We start from the raw sequence: 21,249 nt of genomic DNA on the forward strand, positions 1-21,249 counted from the left end.
GCATATTAGTATTTTAAAATCAAAAACACATAAAACAACCAAAAAGTTGTTTTATTTAAATATATTATTACCTTTGCTTTACATTAATCAAAAAAATAAATAGAATGAAACCGTTTACATTACCTCAATTACCATATGCTTATGATGCCTTGGAACCATTTATAGATAAAAATACAATGACCATTCATCATCAACGACACCATCAAACTTATGTTGATAATTTGAATGCTGCTTTAGAACAAACCAACGAAGCAAATCCTGATCTGGATTCATTACTACAAAGGATAAGTGAGTATAGCCCGGCCGTAAGAAATAACGGAGGAGGTCATTATAACCATTCATTATTCTGGGAAATTCTTTCTCCACAGCCTAAATTGATTCCCGAAGGCCCATTGAATGATGCGATCAATACAACTTTTGGAAGCCTTGAAAATCTTAAAGCAGAAATGAAAAAAGCAGGACTAGGTCAATTTGGTTCCGGATGGGTTTGGCTGTTTGTAAAATTCAATGGTTCGCTTGCTATAAGCTCTACTCCTAATCAGGATAACCCAATGATGGATGTTCTTACCATGAACAGAGGGTTTCCTATTCTTGGAATCGATGTATGGGAACATGCATATTATCTGGCTTATCAAAACAAAAGAGCTGATTATTTAGATTCTTTCTGGTCTGTTCTTAACTGGTCTGCTGTAGAAAAAAAATATGAAGAAAGTCTTTTAAAAATCAGATAACCTTATTAATTATACATCGTTATGAACCAGGAAATTTTCATTAATAAAGCAAAAGCTTCAGGTATTATTGCTCTTGATCTTTTAGACTATAAACCCACTACAGAGATTGTGGAATTGGATATCAAGGACCACCTTTTCATGGGAATGATTGTCAAGGAAAAAGACTTTAAAGAATCTATTGCTGCTGTGGATTTTTCCGTGTACAATGATAAAGCCGTTGGAATTATTTGCTCCACTGATGCTATTATTCCACCATGGGCTTATATGTTACTCATGGAAAAATTATCACCTTATGCCGTTCATGTTGACTTAAACAATGCTGAAGCCATTCTGTTGGATTTATGGAAACGCCGCCTTACTTATGCAGATCTGAAGTGTTATAAAAATCAGAAAGTGGTGGTCAGAGCACAGGCTGGTCACGATCCTGCTTTGTATTTATTAGCAGCCGGACTTCTGAAACCATTGGTTAAAAGTTTAATGTATGGTGAAATAGGTTTACCAAAAGTAATTTTCAAACAATAAACAAAAATGAAAGCAATCATATTCAACGGATCATTGGAAAGAAGGACTGAGTCTACGTCAGGTTTTATTTCCAAATATTTTGCAGACCGCCTTACAATAGCAGGTATACAAACAGATATTTTTAGTCTTGCCGATTCCGGGATTCCGTTATTCGATATCAGTCTTACCAAAACTCCTTTGGCAGTGGAACGTATGGCCCAAATGTTTACAGATGCCGATCTGCATATTTGGCTGGCTCCGCTCTATCACGGAAGTATTCCGGGGGTTATGAAAAACTGTCTGGATTGGCTTGAAGTAACGGCCGACAGGTATGAACCGTACCTTACCGACAAAACTGTGGGACTCGTGTGTTGGGCAGATGGGTTGCAGGCCATGCAGGGTATCAATGCGATGGACGCCATTGCCAAATCATTGCGGGCATGGCCACTTCCCTTCAGTGTCCCTATCGTCAGATCTTCATTATTTAATAATAATTCAACAGAGATTTCTGATCTTTATTCAACAAAATTTGATCAGCTTATCAGCATTGCTACTACGAAAAGAATTCAAAAAACAACTATTAATCAATCATAATGATTATAAAAAAGACTGATATTAATATTGTTGTTATTGATCAAACTTCCAGATTTATTTTAAAGTTGTTGAAAATGTTGATTTAAAATAAAAATTTGCACAGTTTATGATGCATAATATTATGAAACTGTTTTAATTAAGTTTAGCAGGGATTTCCAAAAACAATGTTGAGGAAATCCCTTTTGAAATCATTTAAAAACTAAAACGTATGGCCATAAAAATAACTGATGCTTGCATCAACTGTGGGGCCTGTGAACCGGAATGCCCCAATTCTGCTATTTATGAAGGTGCCATCGACTGGCGTTGGCAGGATAAAACAAAACTTTCAGGAAAGGTCACTTTTTCGGATGGCACAGAAGTAGATGCTAATGCTTATCATGAAGCCTACTCGGATGAGGTCTATTATATTGTATCAGGAAAATGCACCGAATGTAAGGGTTTTCATGAAGAACCTCAATGTAAAGCAGTATGTCCTGTAGATTGTTGTATTGATGCTCCTGATCATCGTGAAACCGAAGAAGCTTTATTAAATCGACAGAAATTCATGCATGGCGTTTAAGAATTTTCACCCATATACTTTTTACCATTCATTTTTGTAACAGGAACAAAAGATTTTATACTAATCAGGGAAACACAATATCACCAATAATTTAAACACAATATTATAAATTATGAAACCGATATTATTTTTCCTCACTTTTCTATCTGCTTTATTGTCAGCACAAACTGATATTCAAAAGCTCAAAAAAGATTATATCCAACTTTTGGAAAAATCCAGTTATGGTAATAATCCGAAAGCAGGTAAATATTATGATGTCAACGGAATCAAAATGTATTGTGAGACATATGGCCAAGGGCAACCTTTACTGCTCATTCATGGAAACGGAGGATCCATTGTTGATTTTTCCAAGCAGATTCCATTTTTTTCCAAAAATTATAAAGTCATTGTTGCCGATAGCAGATCTCATGGAAAATCGATTGATAAAGGAGATCAGCTTACCTACGAAATGATGGCTGATGATTATGCCGAATTGCTTCAGAAAATGAAAATCGATTCTGCTTTTGTAATCGGCTGGAGCGATGGTGGAATTAACGGACTTCTTCTCACCATGAGACATCCCGAAAAGGTAAAAAAACTCATTATAACAGGGGCCAATTTACGTCCTGACTCTACTGCAGTACAGGCTGATGTATTCAAGAGGGTAAGTTCAAATTATACTAAGTTTAAAGAACAATTTATCAACAAAAAAGATAAAACAGATCTGGATTATATGGTTCTTAAATATAAAAGATTATTGAGTGAACAGCCCAATATCAATCCGAAAACTTTACACAAAATTACAGTACCTGTTCTTGTAGTCGGAGGAGATTATGATGTCATAAAACCGGAACATACGATGGAAATTTTCAGAAATATTCCTAAAGCCTACCTTTGGATTTTACCTGATTCCGGACATAGTACTGTAGTTGTGTATACAGATGAATTTAATGCTAAAGCCGATACTTTTTTTAAAACTCAATTCAGAGTCATCAAAGACAGAGATCGTGAATTTTAATGATAGACAATCAGTAAGATTCTTTGAAATCCGCGTAATATGGATAATCTGTGAGAATATAATATATTTAAATTTCTGATACATCAAATCAACTAAGAGGCTGTATCAAAAGTATCATTCTGAACATAAACTGAAAGTTTACGAACGTAGTTCAGAAATGGAGTGAAGAATCTCAAGCAATTAATTGCCAATGAGATTCTTTTGAACTGCGTTCGCAGACCTTCAGTCTGTGTCAGAAATCGAAGATTATCTCCTTCCAGTCGATGAATGTTATTTCGACGTAGTCAATGACAAAAGTCAAATTATTTGACTTTTGATACAGCCTTCTTTATTCATCTAATTTGGTTTCCCGTGGAGCCAAGCGTTTTCTTTATGAATTAATTTGCTATTTTTTATTACGAATAAGTTTAACCATTAAGGTTCTTAAGATTTTTAGAATATTAAGTTTGAACCTCGCTTTAAGGCACTTTGCTTATAAAAAAATCTTGGATTTTTTCTTAATTAACCTTAACAACTTAATTGATCTTAATGGTTCAAATAAATTTTTAATAAACCTGAAGCCCCCCCTTAATCTCTTGAAAAACCTTTTGAGTAAAAGGAGTTTCAATATTTAATTCTTTTCCGTATTTCGGAATTGCACCGGCAAACAATTCCAGTTCATTCTCTTTTTTCCCGGAATGAACATCCAATTGCAAAGAAGTTGGAGTTTCAAAAGGAAAAGTCAACGCTTTTTCAAATGTTTTTTCAATAATATCTTCCGAAAGTTCGATGCCCTTTTGATCTGTAATCTGTTTCATTTCTTTCATGATTTCGGTGGCTTCATTTTTCTGTTCAGCATCACTGCAAACGGTACCTATTGAAGAATTATGTTTGGCTGTTACCAATCCAAAGCTGGCAATAAAGAAGAACTTGGTCCAGATATCCACTAAAGAATCGTCTTTAAAATCAAAATCCACTTTACTGTCTTCAAACAAATCAATGATCCATTTTACGTCAGTGAAAAAATGTTGAGGATCACGTCCAATGATCATTTTACCGGCTTTTCCTTTGTGTTCCACAGTTCCTCTTTCTTTAATATGAGAAGCTACATAAATGCAGGTCGGTAATACAGCATGATCAGGAATTATTTTTCTAATTCTGTCATAAATATCTGCTCCATTCATCATGGGAATGAGTACAGTGTTTTTATTAATTACAGGAAGCAACTGTTTACAAACATTTTCCAGATCATATTCCTTCACTGCAATGAAAACCAAATCAGGATTTTTGATATCATTGATGTGTTCTTCAATCACATTAGGATAAGTTTGGTTATTGGGATGCTCAGGAGATAATAAAACCAATCCATCTTTTTTTACTTTTTCATAGGTTTCTCCCCTTGCTACAAAAGTAATACGATATTTTTCTGAAGTTTCATTAGCCTGGTTTATTTTAAAACCAAAATATCCGCCTACTCCTCCAAGTCCTATAACAACAATATGTTTTTTATTCATGAAAATTATTTTTAGCAAAGATCAGCGACAAAATTGAATCTATCGCTTGACAAATGAAAAGAAATGCTATTTCTAAACTGGAAGCCTGAGGCCGGAGACTGGAGTTATGGAGATTTCCCGTTTTTAGTTTTTCTTAAATGTAAAGAACTCAAAGATGTATTTTTGGAGCGCTTTATTTTTGATCTAAAGAATTACACTCAAAACCTTTGCAAACGTTGCGTTAAAAAACTTTCAGCCTCCATCTTCTGACTCCCAACCTTTTATTTATTAATTTCTCTTCGGATTCGGCTTAATGAACTGTCCTTAATTCCCAGATAAGAAGCAAGGATTTTCAAAGGAACATGTTGAAAAATATCAGGATCTTTTTTCATAAGATTAGAATATCTCGTCGAAGCTTTCTGACTGGCCATTTCTATCAGCCTGTCATGAATATTGTAATAATTAAGCACAAAAAGAAGTCTGCTAAATTCTCTGAACTCAGGAATATTATGAAAATTATCCTGTACATTTTCCAACCCAGTTTCCCAAAAAACACAATTAGTTACAGTCTGATATATTTCTTTCGTCGGTTGCTGCCTGAAAAACGACAAAAAATCATTCACAAAACAAGGAGCTGAATAGATATTGGTGGTAATTTCTTCATTATCTTCATTCAAAATATAAGAACGAACATAGCCTTTCTCCAGAAAATAAGTCTTTGTGCTGATAACATTCTGATCCAGTAACACATCATTTGCTTTCAATTCAAAAGAAGTGAATGTTTTTGTAATCTTTTCCACTACCTCATCTTTAATAGTGAATAAAGAGTGAAAATAATTGTTGATTGACGATTTATCCATGTAAATAAAGTCCCAATACGGGATCTCTGTTGCCAAAGATAAAAATAATGCAGAGGAATCATCTACTTTTAATACATCATTTAGCTTGTATTCATTATTATCTGCTCTATTTTTGTAATTTCCTTATTCAAAAAACAATGGATCACTATGGACAAGGACTTTCATTATAATTTCATCGAACCTGATAAGACTATTGCTGACTTTGTAGAGAATTTGGGTACTTTTTACAATAGCTCCGATGAGCCCAAAGAGGTTGTCATTATTCCTGACGGAAGAATTGATCTGTTTTTTTCCCAATCTTCCATCGAAGCTTTTCATGTCACTCTTATCGGATTGGAAATCTATCCCGAGCAAAGACAAATTTTGCCAAAAACCACAGTTTTTGTCATCAGCTTTAAACCTATTGCTGTTGAATATATTTTACAGACGTCCATTGCTGATCTGCTCAATACCGGAAAAAAACTTTCAAATGATTTTTGGGGCTTTAAGGCAAGTGATATTCAAGATTTTGAGCATTGTTGTAAAAAAGCAACCGAAAAGATTAAAGAGCTATTTCCGAAAAAGACTGATGAAAGAAAGCTTAAACTTTTTGAATTAATTTATTCATCAAAAGGCGAAATGAGTGTACAGGAACTCTCAGAAAAAGTGGGTTGGAGCAGCCGCCAAATCAACCGGTATTTTACCAAGCAACTGGGATTATCTTTAAAAGCCTACTGTACAATTTTACGTTTCAGAACATCATTGGAACATATTGCACAAGGAAAACTCTTTCCCGAACTCAATTATACGGATCAAAATCATTTCATTAAAGAAGTGAAAAAATTTTCCGGAGTCGCTCCAAAAGAATTATCAAAAAATAAAAACGACCGATTTGTACTATTATCAGTGTTGAAAGGAAAATAAATTTGCATTGTAATATTTAAATAAAAATGCTGATCAATAATACATCAATAGCAATCGTTGGTGGTGGTCCTGCGGGACTCACACTGGCCAGACTTTTACAATTGAAAAATGCCCATGTAAAAGTATATGAAAGAGATATTAATCGATATGCTCGCATACAGGGCTCCCCTCTTGATATGCATGAAGATTCGGGATTAGCAGCTTTAAGGAAAGCAGATCTGCTGGAAGAGTTTAAAAAGACATTCCGTCCAGGAGCTGATAAAATACTCATCCTCAACAAACACGCTCAAATACTCTACAGTGATCATGAAGCCAAACCTGAGGAAAATTTTGGACATGAACATTTCCGCCCTGAAATTGACCGTGGTCCTTTAAGAAATATGCTACTAGAGTCCTTACAACCTGATACAGTAATATGGAACAGCCACTTTATTTCAATGGAACCTCACAATGAAGGTTGGATGCTTTATTTTAAAAATGGAACATCCGCTTATGCAGACCTTGTTATTGCCTCAGATGGAGCCAATTCAAAAATCCGCCCTTATCTTACTGACATTAAGCCTGTTTATTCCGGTATACTCATGCTTGAAGGAAATGTTTCAAAAGCAGCAGCCCCGAAAATTGACGCATTAATCAATAATGGTAAAATAATGGCCTTTGGGAATACTCAAAACATATTGATGGGACAAAAAGGCAATGGTGATCTGGGGTTCTATGCCAGCTTCAAAGCAGATGAAAATTGGGCAGTAAACAGCAATCTCGATTTTTCAGACAACCAACAAATGCTGAAATGGTTTAGAGAAGAATACTCAGGATGGAGTAATATCTGGAATGAATTATTTGAGAATGCCTATATTCCATTTATTCCTCGTCCTATTTATTATATGCCTTTAGATCAGGCTTGGGAAACTCAATCTAATCTAACGTTAATAGGTGATGCCGCTCACGTAATGCCTCCATTTGCAGGAGAAGGAGCTAATATGGCTATGTGGGATGCTTTAGAATTAAGTGCATGTCTTACCGATAATCAGTATAATACTCTGGCTGAAGCCATTTCTGCTTATGAAACTAATATGCGTCAACGCGCTGCTTCGGCAATTCAGGAATCTCTTGAAAATGGGGAACGAATGCATTCTGAAAACGCTTTAACAATGATGCTTGCGTTTTTTAGTGAACATTTAAATTCATAATCTATCAAAAATAGCTGTCTCAAAATTGAGACAGCTGATTTCCCCTCTAAAAAATAATTTTTTTTCTCTCCGTTAGATTCTGATTTTGGAGATTCATTTGTGTTTTCTTTATTAATAAACTAGCATTGTAAATTTTTTATATAGCAGTACTGTATTTTTATTATTGATGAAATATGCACCAGGCTAAGCAAAGTAATAATTTCAGTGATTTATAGGACAATTCAGCCAATGCTAAAACCTTCTTTTGATAGCATAATGAAAGCCGAATCATATTCACTATAAAAAATTGCATTTTATCACTTATCTCGTCAGAATATATGCTATATACTCTATAGAAATAAACCGGATAATATATATTTTCTTGTCTCATCATTGCAAACAGCTAAGATTATATTGTCTTTAATCATGGGGATTAAAATAGCTGCATCAAAAAATAAGAAACAGCTATTTCCCCAACTTAAAAACAAATACTTATGTGCCTCTTTTAGAGGGCTTAGTTTATGTGTGTTATTTCTTAATTAACTTAATATTATAGGTATCTTTCTCACCTTTTATCGTAACCATATACATTCCTTTAACCAAAGAAGACACATTGATTCTTTGGCCATCAGTTTTACCTTCCTGAACTAATCTTCCATCAGCACTGTAGATTTTATAATCTGCTTTTCCTTTCAGGTTTTTCACTTCTACGAATGTATCTGCAGGATTAGGATAGATGGATACTTCTGAGGTTGTGTTTTTCACTTCATTTACGGCAAGAGCTGAATTATCTGTAATTCTTACAGAAAAGTCTTTAAATGAACCTAATGACAGTCCTTCTATATCTTGATTTGAAGAAGCTACCGGGCTTCCACATGGCCCACTGGCAGCATTATCAAAAGTACTAGCCACTCTCATTCTCAACAATTTATCTCCGGCATATGCCTCAGCTGGCACTGTAAAATTTGCATTTCCTCTATGAAGTCTAAATCCTGGTAAAGCCGGGTCAGCAGCAGGAACAGCATTTCTGGAAACAATCTTCTCTGTATTTTCAAAAATGCCATTTCTATTAAAATCTATCCAAGCTTCGAACCAATCATTTACACCTGAACGATTACCAACATTTATATAGTTTAAAGTGTATTGGCTTCCTCTGTTTAAGTTAATTATTTTGCTTTGATCCTCACTAAAATCCAAATATGTTTTTACAGCATTTCCAACATTCCCAGAATAAGCTAAATTAGATAGTGACATCACCATAAGTCCACTCATTAATTGATCTGATACTATACCCAAGGCTCCACCCGTAGTCATTAAACAATAATCAACACCTGTTCTCAACCCCTTAGTTTTAAATGTACTATTATTAGAAAATGCTCCAGGAATATTGTTTACTACAGCCGCAACCTGTACTTCATAATTCATTTCATCCTCAAGATTATTTAATAATACGGAATTGGTCTGGCTTGTTGTATTAGACCAATTTGTAGTTCCTACTTTTCTATAATTGATTGAATAATTTGCACCGGGTACACTATTCCAAGATATAATTGCTGTTGTCTTAGTAATGTCTTTATCTATTGTAGAAAGCCCTGTTGGAGCAGATGTAACAGATGTGGGAGCAGAGCCAACATTAACTGCAGGAGAGATGGCATAAAAAATATTGTTAATGCCAGACACTCTCAGTTTAACGCTTCCATTTAAATTAGCAGGCATTTGCACACTGTAAGTTCCGGTATTCGGTGTAGAAGTTACCAAATCTGTCCATGTACCCCCATTATCTGCTGTATAATCTATTTTAACATTTGCAACATTGTAAGGAGCGGTATTAGTATTAGCTACTTCCCACTTGATTATATTGGATGCATTATTATACAAAGCAGATGATGTAGTAAGCCCATTAAACTTAAATGGACCATCATTTCCTACTGTTACGGTTGTCTCGGAAGTGGAAAGCATAGGTCGTTGTGCATTTTGATCCCTTGCTACTACGGCATAATTCAATATTCTTGGTACATAAGAAACAGTTTCCCAGCCTGGTTTATCTGTAAGTGTACCATTCATTACTGTTTCCAACTTAGGAAAATATCTTCTTCCACTCACAGTACCTACATACGTTCTCGCTAACGCTCCTTCTGGATTATATCCTGCTCCACTATCCCCACATATTGAATTAGTATAACCAACACTATCATATTGCTCCCAGCTATAATTAACAGGATCATTTTGAGCGTCTACAGCAGTTGCTTCCAAGTAATAAGCTGTTCCTTTAGGAATTGTATATGCAGTAAGTGCACTTATTACAGGAGCAGTATTTACAGCAATATTCGTTTGAGTACCACAATTTGGCTTGCTTTCTAAATTATTAAGCACCTGGCTTATAGATTTATAATGAAATTTAGCATCAAAATCATTTTGTACAGGAGCAATCGTTCTTCCTCCAGGGTAACTCATTAATGTAGAACCTCCACCAGGCTCTACATTGGCTCCTGAGTACTCAGTCCAGGTGGATAATGTATGATTAGCCCCCAATTGATGTCCCATCTCATGGCATACTACCAAATCAAAGATATCCCCTGCCGGTATCTCGCTTTTAGAGTAAGCTGACCCTTTTGCCAAAGAATTATTATTTGTAGGATTAGTACAAATAATTCCTATACCTCCAGCATTTCCACTATTTAGCCCCACATGGAACACATGCCCAATGTCATAATTAGCATTGCCCACATTAGCAGTTAATGTTTGCTGCAACTGCAAATTAAGATTATTAGTATAAGGATCTGTTACAGGATCCAGAAAAATAATTCCTGGAAGATTTTGAACTGTAAAATGAGCTCCAAATTCTTTTTCAAAAATACCATTTACCCTTGTCATTGTGTTATTCATTGCCGTTAAAACAACACCTCTCTTTACATCGTCAGTAGCTGTTGCAGGTGTTCCTGCCGCCGTTAAAAAGGATTGACTATATTCTCCCGTTACCGATAATGCTAGTCTGAAATCCCTGTATCTTGTATTGGTAGGTCTGTTGGTAATCCCCACTCCTGAAAGCTTATTTTTACCATTTTCAATCAATTTGCTGATATCTTTTAGATTACGTTCTTCCGTTCCGCATTTAAATCCGTGCTCCCCTACTTCTTCTTTTGATTTATAGAAAACACCATAAGTTTGTTTATCAGTAGTAATAGGTTCTATAAACTGAAATACTCCATCCTTTATAATCATCGATTGCATGTCTGTAGGCGATGTACTGAACCTCAAATACTTGGAAGGATCATCTATTCCAACTCCCACATAAGAACCCAATTGATACTGATCCGCTAAAGATTTCTCCATAACAGGATTGCTGTATACAGCAAATTTTTCAATTTTTCCTTCTACTGTTGGAAGAAAAATAACAACAGATTTTGCTCCATTGCCAGTTTCTACTGTGTTTTTTAAAAGATTTCGGAGAGATTGAAGATCAATCCTGTAAGAATACTGTACTTCAACATTTTTGTTGATTTGAGAATTTTTTTGCGCCGCAGGCTCCCACCTTTGTCCATAAGTTGCGGTCATTCCGGCAACCAATGCAATAATAAGTAATTTTCTTTTTCTCATATGATTCGTTTTTTTAGTGTCAGATCATAGAATGATTAAAGAAAATATTGAATCGTATTTTAATACTTAAACATCCTAAAGAATCTTCTTTAATCTCTATTTAAACAAATCTATATTTTAAACTTAAAAAAAAGCAAAAAAACAGCTACTACACGTATACTTCAATAAACAAAAACACTGAAAAACAGATGATTACAACATTCCGCCAAAAAAAAAGAAATATCATTAAATTTTCTTTATTCCGGAATAAAAAGCAAATACGATACAAACAAAATTCTGGAATTGGAAATCAACAAAAGACAATGCACTGCCACCTTTACATTAGAAAAAATAACAGCTTATATTTTGCAAAAAAAAATAAAGCAACAGCAACAATACAAATAACGACATACCAATTCATTACTATTCTCATTTATCATAAAATAAATATTTAAAACAACAGATAAATGAAAATTAATCATAAAAAAACCAATGTAGTACACGAGTAGTAGTTAGTTTTTTCCAAGTTTTCCAAAAAATATTCAAATTTGACAACGGAACCACAAAAAATAGCAAGTGGTGAAAAGAGAATATTTCGAATAACTGCCTGAGTATAAAATCAGGCAGTTTTTTATTTTAAATCAAATCATCAAAAAAATGATAGGTATCTATCTCTTTAGGAATATTGAGTCGCTTCCTGATTCGATATTTTTTTTGTTGAACAGATCTGTGCTGAACAAGAGTATATAATGCTATTTCTTTTGAAGTAAAATGTAGTTTAAGCATCGCACAAAAAATAAGCTCAGAATTTTCAAGATCAGGATTAATTACCAAGAGAGTATTGATGAAGTTCGGATATATTTCCTTAAAACGATTCAAAAATTCGGGATCATTGTTTTTTGCAAGCTCCATAATCTCTTCCTGCTTGTTATCGTTTATACGATTCTTTAATTCTTCAGCTTCTTTTTTAAGAATTTTTCTTTTTTCCCGCAAAAGTTTAATACTCCTCCATGCGTACACACCGAGAACAAGAAATGTGGTTAATGATACAAAAACTACCCACCTCATATGGTTTTCATGCTTTTCTGAAGCTTCTTTAGTCTCTTTAATAAAAGACTCCATATCTTGATTAATAGTTTTTTGTATAGACGTATTCATTTGATTTTTAGCTTCCGTATACGCTTTTAAATAAAAATATGCTTTTTCTGTTTCACCTTTTTGTTCATAAACAACTCTAAGGTCATTATAAATATACTTTGTGTAACCGGCAAAAATACGGCTCGTTTTCTTATTGATTTCTAAAGCTTGTTGAAGTACTTCACCTGCTTTATCATATTGCTGGTTAGCAATATAATACTCACCCATTATTGTATTGATATAAAGAGTAATGATGTCTCTTCTTTTTTGCCGATTCATCTTTTCATAGGCTTTGGATAAATATGCACGAGTAGAATCCAGATTCCTGTAAACATAAATGTAGTTATCAGCTGTAGCACAATCTGCACGTCCTGACTCATCCAATTTTCCGGCTTTATGTAAGTTTTCTAGTGCTTTATCATATTGCTTTTTTCCAATCAGATAATCCGCTTGTTGTAGATAAATATTAATCAGAATACTATTTTTAAGCTTTGAATTCCCACTGTTTTTGATAAAGTTCATTGCTTCTTCATTGTATTCAAAGGCTTTATCATTTTTTTTTAATTCAGAAATAAAACGGCTATAAGAATTATAAAATTTTGCTTTATGGATATTATTATCGGATTGCTCTAGAATTTGTTTAGCATCGTCAAAAAAAAACTGTGCCTTAGGAAAGTTCCCTAAAGATACGTTAACCTCAGCCAGATTGATATAACATAAAGCTTTACCATCTTCAAAATTTATTTTATCTGCCTTTTTATAATATTCTTTATTAAGATTGACAAGAGAATCATATTCTCCCGCAAACCGAAATCTTTCATTCTGAGTGATTAAAGGCAGATCAAAGGTATCTTCAAGCTTCGTCGGATTTGGACCGCACGAAACCAATATAATAAGTATAATAGAGAGAAAAAAACGCATCATACGTCTACTTTATGCTAGATATTTTGTTATAATTTATTCTTTTAACAATGGTTATTCTTTATAAAACTATATTATATTTTTTCATATTTCATTCTTAATAAACATAATTACTATTTATTTTAATTATTTAACCTGTCAAAAAAATCATAAATATCCTCTTCTACCGGAATATTTAATCTTTTTCTGATCCTGTATTTTTTCTGTTGAATAGATTTATGCTGTACAAAAGTATAGCTGGCAATTTCCTTAGATGAAAAATGCAATTTTAACATTGCGCAGAAGGCCAGTTCAGAGTTTTCAAGCTCAGGATTGATTTTCAAGAGTGCAGTGATAAAATCAGGATACAGTTCTTTGAATTTTAATAAAAATGAGGAATCATTCTTCTGAGCAAGCTCCATAACTTCCTGTGACATTTTAGCATGAATCTGATTTTTCAATTCATCCGTTTCTTTCTTTAAGGTTTTCTTTTTAGAACTCAACAACTTGATAATTCTTCGAATATATATTCCGAAAATGGTAACAGCTGCAATAGATAAAGCAATGAGCAACGGCAGATCACTTTTATGCCAGTCCGAATCTTTCTTTGATTCTGAAATAAAGTCTTCTGTAGCTTTATTCAGGGTCTCTAATCTTGCATTATTAAGCCTGTCTTCTTCCTGATTATATTTACTTAAATAGAAATAGGCTTTTTCCTTATCATTCTTTTTTTTATACAACTGTGACAAAGCCTGATAAACTTCTCTTATGTGGGAAGAATAGATAAGTTTTGTTTTGATATTAAATTCCAAGGCTTTATTAAGATTTTTCTCGGCGGCATCATAATCATTAATTTCATTATAATAATAGCCAATTGTATAATATGCCCATAGGCTTTCAACATCATACATTTTTTCGTTTTTTGCTTTTTCAGCAACACGTGATACGTATATTGCTGCAGAATCCATTTTATGGGTAAATAAATAATACTGAGCAAGCATAGAATTGGTATATGCAGAATTATTCATATTCAGCGCTTTACGAAAACTTTTTAAAGAAGAACCCAGCCATCCTTTCCACGCAAAAGCTACTCCTCTGCTTATATAAATTTTTTCTAAAAGCCATTTTTTTAATTCCGGATTTTCAATCTTATTGCCATAGAATAATCCTTTATCGGTACAGTCTATAGCTTTACTGTATAATTTTAGGTGTGAGTAATATTGGCTATAATCGTTATACAGCTTTCCTTTATGAAAATTACTATTCGAATGTTTCAGAATTTTATCTGCTTTATTCAGCAAAACCTGGGCTTTTTTATAATTTCCCTCAGTGATATTAATATAAGCTACATTGAGGTAACATTCGGCCTTACCTTCTGTATATCTCAGAGAATCTGCTTTTTTAAAATACTCCGCATTAAGTTTGATCAGCGCTTCATAATCTCCTGAATATTTCAGACTGTCATTTTGTCGAACTAAAGGCAAGTCGAAACTTGTTATATATTTATTGACAGGGACTTCTTGGCATGAAAATACAATACACAATACAATCATCTGAATTGTACGGAATATATTCTTTTCCATGACTTAGTATCTTTTATTCTTAGTTAAACATTAATTGGACAAATCTCTGCGCTAACATAGGCAATATTACCTATGCCAACCTGATCATTTTTAAGCTAAAACCCATAGCAATAGAACGTATCCTACAACTTCATTTTTTTAACGACTCAACAATGATATCATAAATATACATAAATTTTAATGTCGAATGAGAAAAATTGAATGGTAATGTGTATTAATTATTTTGAAAATCGAGAAATTTGAAATAGAAAAATGATATTGAATATCAAACCGCAAAAAAGATTACTGAAGATAGGCGGCAAAGGCATTGATTTTAATAGGAACAAGAGCAAAAATTGGAGTTTAGAATATTTAGATCTGTTTAATTTTTAAATTTCATGCAAAGGATTTCTATTATCCGGTGTTGTATTTTAGGAAGCAAAGCCTGAATCAATTGTATTGATTCTTTCTAAGCGTACGCCTATCTACATCGCTTCATCAGCGACTTTTGTCGCTTTCTTAGCTTCCTATCAATAATGAATTGAATCTTGTTTTTGCGTTGAAATAAAATTTCAATATAAAGCTTAGAGGAGTAAAAAGATAATTCATTTTTTTTCTTCAGATTAACTAATCTTTTACCTAGCCCCCAAGTTTTTCACCTGATCCTTTTAATATGCTCATCAGTACTCAAAGAATAGTTAAAACAAAAAGAACTACCGGAAAGTAGTTCTTTTTTATTTGTGACCCGGCTGGGATTCGAACCCAGGACCCATACATTAAAAGTGTATTGCTCTACCAGCTGAGCTACCGAGTCGGCCACAATTAAAAATAAATATAAAAATTTAATTTTTAATTATAAAATTTTCTTTGCAGTGCCTGCGACTGGACTCGAACCAGCACATCCTTAGGAAACCACCCCCTCAAGATGGCGTGTCTACCAATTTCACCACGCAGGCAATAAAATTACAAAATCCAGTAATTTTCTTGCTTGTGACCCGGCTGGGATTCGAACCCAGGACCCATACATTAAAAGTGTATTGCTCTACCAGCTGAGCTACCGAGTCGGCCACTTACTTTTTCAAGTAAATCCCTTTGTTTAAGGGACTGCAAAGATAGGAAAAACGTTTTAAAATCCAAGTTTCCGAAGACTTTTTTATCATAAAATTTCAACCAAAATCAGCAAACAGCTGTTTATAAATTAATTACATTTTATTATTTTTAAATGAAAATTCAGCTCATTGTATTTTCCTTTTATTATCATCCCTCATAAAGGTACCCAATCAGTAATTATGGAGCCTTATTTCATCTTTTATATCTTCTGATCATTGTATTTCTTAGAAAGATGTTCTATTTTTGAAAATAATGGGCCAGAAAAGCCTTTTGTTGATTGAAACTTTCGAGAGTTTAAATCACTTCAAATCATTATTTTTCTATTGTAATAACGACTTATATTTATGAAATTAATAGCTCCTAAAAAGTTGTCACCCGGTGATAAAGTTGCAACTATTTCGATGTCATGGGGTGCTGCAGGCGATTTACCACACCGATATTTAAAAGGAAAGGAACGACTAAATACAATCTTTAATTTAGAAGTGACTGAGACAAAAAATGCGTTACAATCTGCTCAATGGATTTATAATAACCCTGAAGCCAGAGCTAACGATCTTATGGAAGCGTTTTCTGATTCTTCTGTAAAAGCTATTATTTCAAATATAGGCGGTGACGACAGTATTCGAATGTTAAAGTACATTGATGTAAATATTATTAAAAGTAATCCTAAAATATTTCTTGGATTTTCCGATAGCACCATCACTCATTTTATGTGTTTGAAAGCAGGCTTAAGCTCTTTTTATGGAACTTCCCTTTTGGTTGGATTTGCTGAAAATTCGGCCATGCACAATTATCAAATTGATGATATAAAAAAAACTTTGTTTTCATCTACCACCATCGGGCAAATTCATCCTAATCCTGAAGGCTGGACTACTGAATTTCTAGACTGGTTTGATCCTTCCTTACAAGATATCAAAAGAAAACTCAATCCATCTTCAGGATGGCAGTTCATCAGAGGAAATTCAGTAGTACAAGGTCCATTGATCGGGGGATGTATGGAAGTTCTGGAAATGTTGAAAGGAACCGATTATTGGCCGGATCCTGAATCTTGGAAAGATTGTATCTTATTTTTTGAAACATCAGAAGGGAAACCTCAACCTGACTATATCAGATATTGGTTGCGAAATTATGCAGCCACCGGAATACTGAAAAATGCAAAAGGAATCATTTTCGGAAGACCATACGATAATCTTTATGCCCAGGAATACGAAACAGAACTATTGAAAGTATTGGATGAGGAAGGACTTTATGATCTTCCTGTAGTTACCCAAATGGACTTTGGACACACCTGCCCTACTTTTACACTGCCTTATGGAAGACTAGCAGAGATCAATTGTATTGACCAAACATTTTCTATTCTTGAAAGTGGTGTAATTTGATTTTCTTATTAAAAATACAGGTAATTAAACATAACGAATTATAGAGCAAAAAAGAGACTGCCGTAAAAGACAGTCTCAAAGCACTCTAACTATAAAATTAGCTGAACCAGCTATACTATTTAATATAAGTAAGGATATAATCTATTATTCTCTAAAGATCAAAAATTATGCAGGAGATAACCTGCGGGATTTTAAATAAAGGGCAGTACGATTCAAATAAGGGAAAAGGATAATCAATAACAATACTGCAGAAAGAAGCCAGACCATCATTTCATAATAATCCATTGCAAAGCGGACATGATCCTGCACATTCATCCTTGCTATCAAAAGTTTGTTGGCTGCTTTCAAGGCATGATCTTCAGACATTCCTTTTGCCATAAGCTTTGCTGTTTGCTGATGAAGAAAGCTCTTTACAGCCGGATCTACTGCTGTAAGGTGATCCTGAAAAGCATTATAATGACGGCTTTTTTCAAAAAGTTCATAAAAATTGATCAAAGCTATACTGATACAAAATCCCAGATATCGTACGGCTAATGCAGTAGCCGCCGCTGAAGGACCAATTGATGCAGGAACCGATGAAATAATAAAAATAATCGTAGGGACCATAATCAATCCTACTCCTAAACCTTGAATCAATAAAGGAATATAATAATTGAACTCATCAGCTTGAACATCAAAAGAATAGTACATTAATGCATGAAATGCCAACAACATTAAGAACCCCGGAACCCAGATGTATTGTATTTTTTTCTTTTGCAGCACCATACAGCAGGCTATAATTACACCAAGAACTAGCCCGGAAAGATTAAAAACATTGATATATGAAATATGGTAAGGATCCAGATGCAGCTCTGTTGCAAAATAGTTGTTGGTAATTCCTGAAGCGAAACGACAGATATACATAATGAAAAGAATCAGTAATCCTACTTTAAAATTCCGGTATCTGAAAACACGTAAATCGATATAAGGCCTTTTATTCGCGTTCTGGCGAAAGATTGAAATCAATCCCAGCACTATAATGGCCATTACACTTCCCAGAATCCTATTATCTTCCAACCAATAGTATTCCTGACCAAAAATCGTGATATATCCTATCAAAACAAGTATTATACTAAAGAGCACAAAGCTTTCCCAATCTAATTTATAAAGTGGAAACCTTGCATGAGGTCTATAATTACTCATGGTAAGCGTCAGGAAGATAAGTCCCGGTAAATAAGAAAAGATGGCCGTTTTATATACAATATTAAAATTATAAGAATCAATGAAATCCGCCGTAATCAAATTGTTAAATGGCAAAGCACAGATCAAGATTCCGAAGAACACTGAAAAACTAATTTCCCGTCCCCTTTCACTGCTTAACCTGGTAAACATTAAGGTAAGCGAAAGGTTTACATTCCCTGCAAACAATATTCCCTGTATAAAACGTATGGGAAAGAGAATGTAAATTTCATGGGTGTAATAACAAATCAGACATGCTAAAATCTGAAGTGTTGTGAAAATCAGAAAATATTCCTTGGCTGCAAGAAAACTAAAAAACCTCCTTTCCAAACTATAAAACCCTACATATCCGGCATAGAACAAGGCAACGGCAAACTGAATATCAGCAGGCTCACTTCCGTAATATCCTGCAGCTGCATTAATATTAGTCAATGGCAAGAAGAAAATAATGATTCCGGGCAATGTCATGGAAAAAAGAATGATCTTAATAAGCCATTCCGGAACCTTTCGTTTAAAGATCGGAATTTTTCTAGCCATTGAAATGCTTTTTGTTCGCATATACATTCACATTCATACCCACTTTCAGGACGTCAATCTCTTTTCTTTTACCATCTAATCTTATTCTGACAGGGATACGTTGTACAATTTTCACATAATTCCCGGTGGAATTATCAGGAGGCAGTAAAGAAAAACTTGATCCCGTTGCCGGCGAAAGTGAAATAATAGTTCCCTGAAACTCTCTATCAGGATAAGAATCGGCTACGATTTTTACATGATCTCCGATATTCATATCCTTAATCTGTGTTTCTTTATAATTCGCCACTACCCATTTATCCGTTTCATTATTCACAATAAATGCCAGGGTCTCTCCTGCGTCTATCATTTGTCCTACTTCAACAGTTCTTCGTCCCATTCTTCCGTCATATGCTGCTGTAACAGCTGTATAACTTACATCCAGCTTATGGCGATCCAGTAATGCTTCCAATCTTGCAATTTCTGCAATAACCACTGTTTTTTCTGCCTGAATATCATGTATTTTAGATACAGAGGCTGCATAAGTATCCTGTGAAGATTTGTAATCACTCTCATTCACATCCAGTGTAGCTTTCACATCTTCAAGTCTTTGTCTTGTTGCAGATTCTTCATTGTAAAGCTTTTCATATCGGTTATAGTCTAATTGTTGTTTCCACACTTTTGCTTTGTTTGCAGCAACCTGGGCTTGTGCAGATGCTGCCTGTTTTTCCGTAGTACCGGTAGTACTTTCCAATACTTTTAATTCTGCACGGGCTTTCTGCAATGCAGCCTGGGTTTGCTTCTGTTGAAGAACATATTCACGATTATCGATAAGTAAAAGAGTATCTCCTTTTTTCACTTCCTGATTTTCTTCAAACTTAACGGCTACAATGAACCCTCCGGCTCTTGAAATGATCGGGTTTACGTATTCTTGAACCTGAGCGTCATTGGTTTGTTCATATTTTGAATAATTTTTAAGGGTGAAACCTCCCCAAACAGCCAATGCTGCTACGATAAAAATTGAAATCCATCCTGTAATTTTGGTAATCAATCGGTCGGTTGGAGTATATTTTTTTTTCATTGTTTTATAAAGTGCCTGTTATATTTTGTAATAAATAATAGTTGTTTTGTGCCGTTATTTTTGCGGCTTCCAGTTCAAACCTGGTCTGAAGAAGTTGTATATCCGCATCCAGCAGATCGGTAATTAAAGAGGTTTGACTGAAATATGTATTTTTAGTAATTCTTGCATTTTCTTTAGCCTGAGTTACGTTGATTTCAGCCACTTTAATCTGTTCAAGGGCTTCCTGATAGCGTAGATAAGCTTCTTTTACCTGCTGTCTTACTTTATCTTCTGTATCCTTATGAGTTTCTTCTTCTTTTTCAAATTCCAGAGCTGCTGCTTTTACCTTTTGTGTATTATGGTAAAGAGAAGAAATGGAAAATGAAGCTTTTAATCCTACAATTCCCAATGAATACCAGTAAGGATTGTAAGGGTAAAGGAAAATCTGTGGATTGGCATAATAAAATTCCCCATATAAACCTATTTTAGGGCTTACATTTGCTTTTACCAGTTTCAATTTGATCTTGCTTAGTTCTGTCTGCTGCTCAGAAACATGATAATCGAAAGAATGATCCAGAGCCTGTTTCAAATATTCGCCATATGTTGTATTTTCATTCCACTGGTTGAAAGGAGCTTCGGGATAAACAATTTGTTCATCAGGAATTCCTAAAATAATATTCAATTTTTGCATAGCGATAAGAATATCATTTTCAATGGTCGTTAATGCCATTTTACGTTTAGACAGCTCAAGTTCTACCCTCAAAACATCAGTTTTCAAAACTACCCCATTTTTGTAAAGTGCCTGGATTTCTTTAAGCTGTGTTTTCTGATCAGCAATATCTTGTTTAATAAGATCTCTGAAAATTAAAGTTTTCTGCAATTCAAGGTAAAGTGCTGCTGTTTTATAATGAATATCGGAAACCGATTGATCTTTTTGGATATTTTTAATTTTCTCAAGCGTCTGATTCTCTTTAATCTTAAGATTTAATTTGTTTCCCTCATAAATAT

General features: G+C 34.1%; 16 protein-coding genes and 3 tRNA genes. 8 read left to right on the forward strand and 11 right to left on the reverse strand.

Going from position 1 to position 21,249, the window contains the following annotated elements; all coding sequences use genetic code 11:
• The first annotated feature begins 104 nt into the window (after nt 1–104).
• The 5 genes from CW752_RS13285 to CW752_RS13305 all read left to right on the forward strand — a co-directional run bounded on the left by CW752_RS13285 (nt 105) and on the right by CW752_RS13305 (nt 3,382).
• Nucleotides 105–731, forward strand: coding sequence for a superoxide dismutase (locus CW752_RS13285; RefSeq protein ID WP_101240195.1), 627 nt, complete (start codon nt 105–107; stop codon nt 729–731).
• A gap of 21 nt (nt 732–752) precedes the next feature.
• Complete coding sequence (locus tag CW752_RS13290; RefSeq protein WP_101240196.1) at nt 753–1,253, forward strand: DUF2480 family protein; 501 nt, start codon at nt 753–755, stop codon at nt 1,251–1,253.
• A gap of 6 nt (nt 1,254–1,259) precedes the next feature.
• Nucleotides 1,260–1,826: an NADPH-dependent FMN reductase gene (locus CW752_RS13295; RefSeq protein ID WP_101240197.1), complete on the forward strand. Its 567-nt coding sequence runs from the start codon at nt 1,260–1,262 to the stop codon at nt 1,824–1,826.
• 208 nt (nt 1,827–2,034) lie between these two features.
• On the forward strand, nt 2,035–2,385 hold the full coding sequence (locus CW752_RS13300) for a 4Fe-4S dicluster domain-containing protein (protein WP_101240198.1): 351 nt from the start codon (nt 2,035–2,037) through the stop codon (nt 2,383–2,385).
• 112 nt (nt 2,386–2,497) lie between these two features.
• A complete protein-coding gene (locus CW752_RS13305; RefSeq protein ID WP_101240199.1) occupies nt 2,498–3,382 on the forward strand; it encodes an alpha/beta fold hydrolase in 885 nt (294 codons plus the stop codon).
• A 545-nt stretch (nt 3,383–3,927) separates the two neighbouring features.
• On the opposite strand, the gene CW752_RS13310 is transcribed toward CW752_RS13305, so the two are convergent.
• Entirely contained in the window at nt 3,928–4,875 is a 948-nt protein-coding gene (locus tag CW752_RS13310; RefSeq protein WP_101240200.1) for a ketopantoate reductase family protein, read from the reverse strand.
• A 260-nt stretch (nt 4,876–5,135) separates the two neighbouring features.
• Nucleotides 5,136–5,714, reverse strand: a complete 579-nt coding sequence (locus CW752_RS13315) for a Crp/Fnr family transcriptional regulator (RefSeq protein ID WP_101240201.1) — start codon at nt 5,712–5,714, stop codon at nt 5,136–5,138.
• 147 nt (nt 5,715–5,861) lie between these two features.
• On the opposite strand from CW752_RS13315, the gene CW752_RS13320 reads away from it, so the two are divergent.
• Together CW752_RS13320 and CW752_RS13325 are read left to right on the forward strand one after the other, a co-directional pair.
• Entirely contained in the window at nt 5,862–6,617 is a 756-nt protein-coding gene (locus tag CW752_RS13320; protein ID WP_101240202.1) for a helix-turn-helix domain-containing protein, read from the forward strand.
• 26 nt (nt 6,618–6,643) lie between these two features.
• Nucleotides 6,644–7,807 (forward strand): FAD-dependent oxidoreductase, encoded by a 1,164-nt coding sequence (locus CW752_RS13325; protein WP_101240203.1) that lies wholly within the window; start codon nt 6,644–6,646, stop codon nt 7,805–7,807.
• Between the two features lie 507 nt (nt 7,808–8,314).
• On the opposite strand, the gene CW752_RS13330 is transcribed toward CW752_RS13325, so the two are convergent.
• The 6 genes from CW752_RS13330 to CW752_RS13355 form a co-directional block, all read right to left on the reverse strand.
• Nucleotides 8,315–11,383, reverse strand: a complete 3,069-nt coding sequence (locus tag CW752_RS13330; RefSeq protein ID WP_101240204.1) for a reprolysin-like metallopeptidase — start codon at nt 11,381–11,383, stop codon at nt 8,315–8,317.
• Between the two features lie 615 nt (nt 11,384–11,998).
• Complete coding sequence (locus CW752_RS13335) at nt 11,999–13,423, reverse strand: tetratricopeptide repeat protein (protein ID WP_133121692.1); 1,425 nt, start codon at nt 13,421–13,423, stop codon at nt 11,999–12,001.
• Between the two features lie 119 nt (nt 13,424–13,542).
• Nucleotides 13,543–14,982, reverse strand: a complete 1,440-nt coding sequence (locus tag CW752_RS13340; RefSeq protein ID WP_101240206.1) for a tetratricopeptide repeat protein — start codon at nt 14,980–14,982, stop codon at nt 13,543–13,545.
• Nucleotides 14,983–15,702: 720 nt separating this feature from the next.
• Nucleotides 15,703–15,775: transfer RNA gene (locus CW752_RS13345), tRNA-Lys, on the reverse strand.
• 59 nt (nt 15,776–15,834) lie between these two features.
• Nucleotides 15,835–15,917: transfer RNA gene (locus CW752_RS13350), tRNA-Leu, on the reverse strand.
• A 35-nt stretch (nt 15,918–15,952) separates the two neighbouring features.
• A tRNA-Lys gene (locus CW752_RS13355) sits at nt 15,953–16,025 on the reverse strand.
• A 390-nt stretch (nt 16,026–16,415) separates the two neighbouring features.
• Here CW752_RS13355 and CW752_RS13360 point away from each other — a divergent pair.
• Nucleotides 16,416–17,450 (forward strand): S66 peptidase family protein, encoded by a 1,035-nt coding sequence (locus CW752_RS13360; protein WP_101240207.1) that lies wholly within the window; start codon nt 16,416–16,418, stop codon nt 17,448–17,450.
• Nucleotides 17,451–17,615: 165 nt separating this feature from the next.
• On the opposite strand, the gene CW752_RS13365 is transcribed toward CW752_RS13360, so the two are convergent.
• From CW752_RS13365 to CW752_RS13375, 3 genes are all read right to left on the reverse strand, one after another.
• Nucleotides 17,616–19,205 carry an MFS transporter gene (locus CW752_RS13365; RefSeq protein WP_228401771.1) on the reverse strand — a complete coding sequence of 530 codons (1,590 nt, stop codon included), beginning with the start codon at nt 19,203–19,205 and terminating at the stop codon, nt 17,616–17,618.
• Nucleotides 19,198–20,262, reverse strand: a complete 1,065-nt coding sequence (locus CW752_RS13370; protein ID WP_101240209.1) for an HlyD family secretion protein — start codon at nt 20,260–20,262, stop codon at nt 19,198–19,200. The genes CW752_RS13365 and CW752_RS13370 overlap by 8 nt, the downstream gene beginning before the upstream one ends.
• A gap of 4 nt (nt 20,263–20,266) precedes the next feature.
• The coding region (locus CW752_RS13375) for a TolC family protein (RefSeq protein WP_101240210.1) at nt 20,267–21,249 on the reverse strand (983 nt) is incomplete at its 5' end.

Source organism: Chryseobacterium sp. PMSZPI (assembly GCF_002835665.1).
Lineage (GTDB): Bacteria > Bacteroidota > Bacteroidia > Flavobacteriales > Weeksellaceae > Chryseobacterium.

Excerpts from the sequence above, each read along its gene's own strand:
- CW752_RS13285 (WP_101240195.1), top strand. The coding sequence starts at position 105 with ATGAAACCGTTTACATTACCTCAATTACCATATGCTTATGATGCCTTG.
- CW752_RS13290 (WP_101240196.1), top strand. The coding sequence starts at position 753 with ATGAACCAGGAAATTTTCATTAATAAAGCAAAAGCTTCAGGTATTATT.
- CW752_RS13295 (WP_101240197.1), top strand. The coding sequence starts at position 1,260 with ATGAAAGCAATCATATTCAACGGATCATTGGAAAGAAGGACTGAGTCT.
- CW752_RS13300 (WP_101240198.1), top strand. The coding sequence starts at position 2,035 with ATGGCCATAAAAATAACTGATGCTTGCATCAACTGTGGGGCCTGTGAA.
- CW752_RS13305 (WP_101240199.1), top strand. The coding sequence starts at position 2,498 with ATGAAACCGATATTATTTTTCCTCACTTTTCTATCTGCTTTATTGTCA.
- CW752_RS13310 (WP_101240200.1), bottom strand. The coding sequence starts at position 4,875 with ATGAATAAAAAACATATTGTTGTTATAGGACTTGGAGGAGTAGGCGGA.
- CW752_RS13315 (WP_101240201.1), bottom strand. The coding sequence starts at position 5,714 with ATGGATAAATCGTCAATCAACAATTATTTTCACTCTTTATTCACTATT.
- CW752_RS13320 (WP_101240202.1), top strand. The coding sequence starts at position 5,862 with ATGGACAAGGACTTTCATTATAATTTCATCGAACCTGATAAGACTATT.
- CW752_RS13325 (WP_101240203.1), top strand. The coding sequence starts at position 6,644 with ATGCTGATCAATAATACATCAATAGCAATCGTTGGTGGTGGTCCTGCG.
- CW752_RS13330 (WP_101240204.1), bottom strand. The coding sequence starts at position 11,383 with ATGAGAAAAAGAAAATTACTTATTATTGCATTGGTTGCCGGAATGACC.
- CW752_RS13335 (WP_133121692.1), bottom strand. The coding sequence starts at position 13,423 with ATGATGCGTTTTTTTCTCTCTATTATACTTATTATATTGGTTTCGTGC.
- CW752_RS13340 (WP_101240206.1), bottom strand. The coding sequence starts at position 14,982 with ATGGAAAAGAATATATTCCGTACAATTCAGATGATTGTATTGTGTATT.
- CW752_RS13360 (WP_101240207.1), top strand. The coding sequence starts at position 16,416 with ATGAAATTAATAGCTCCTAAAAAGTTGTCACCCGGTGATAAAGTTGCA.
- CW752_RS13365 (WP_228401771.1), bottom strand. The coding sequence starts at position 19,205 with ATGGCTAGAAAAATTCCGATCTTTAAACGAAAGGTTCCGGAATGGCTT.
- CW752_RS13370 (WP_101240209.1), bottom strand. The coding sequence starts at position 20,262 with ATGAAAAAAAAATATACTCCAACCGACCGATTGATTACCAAAATTACA.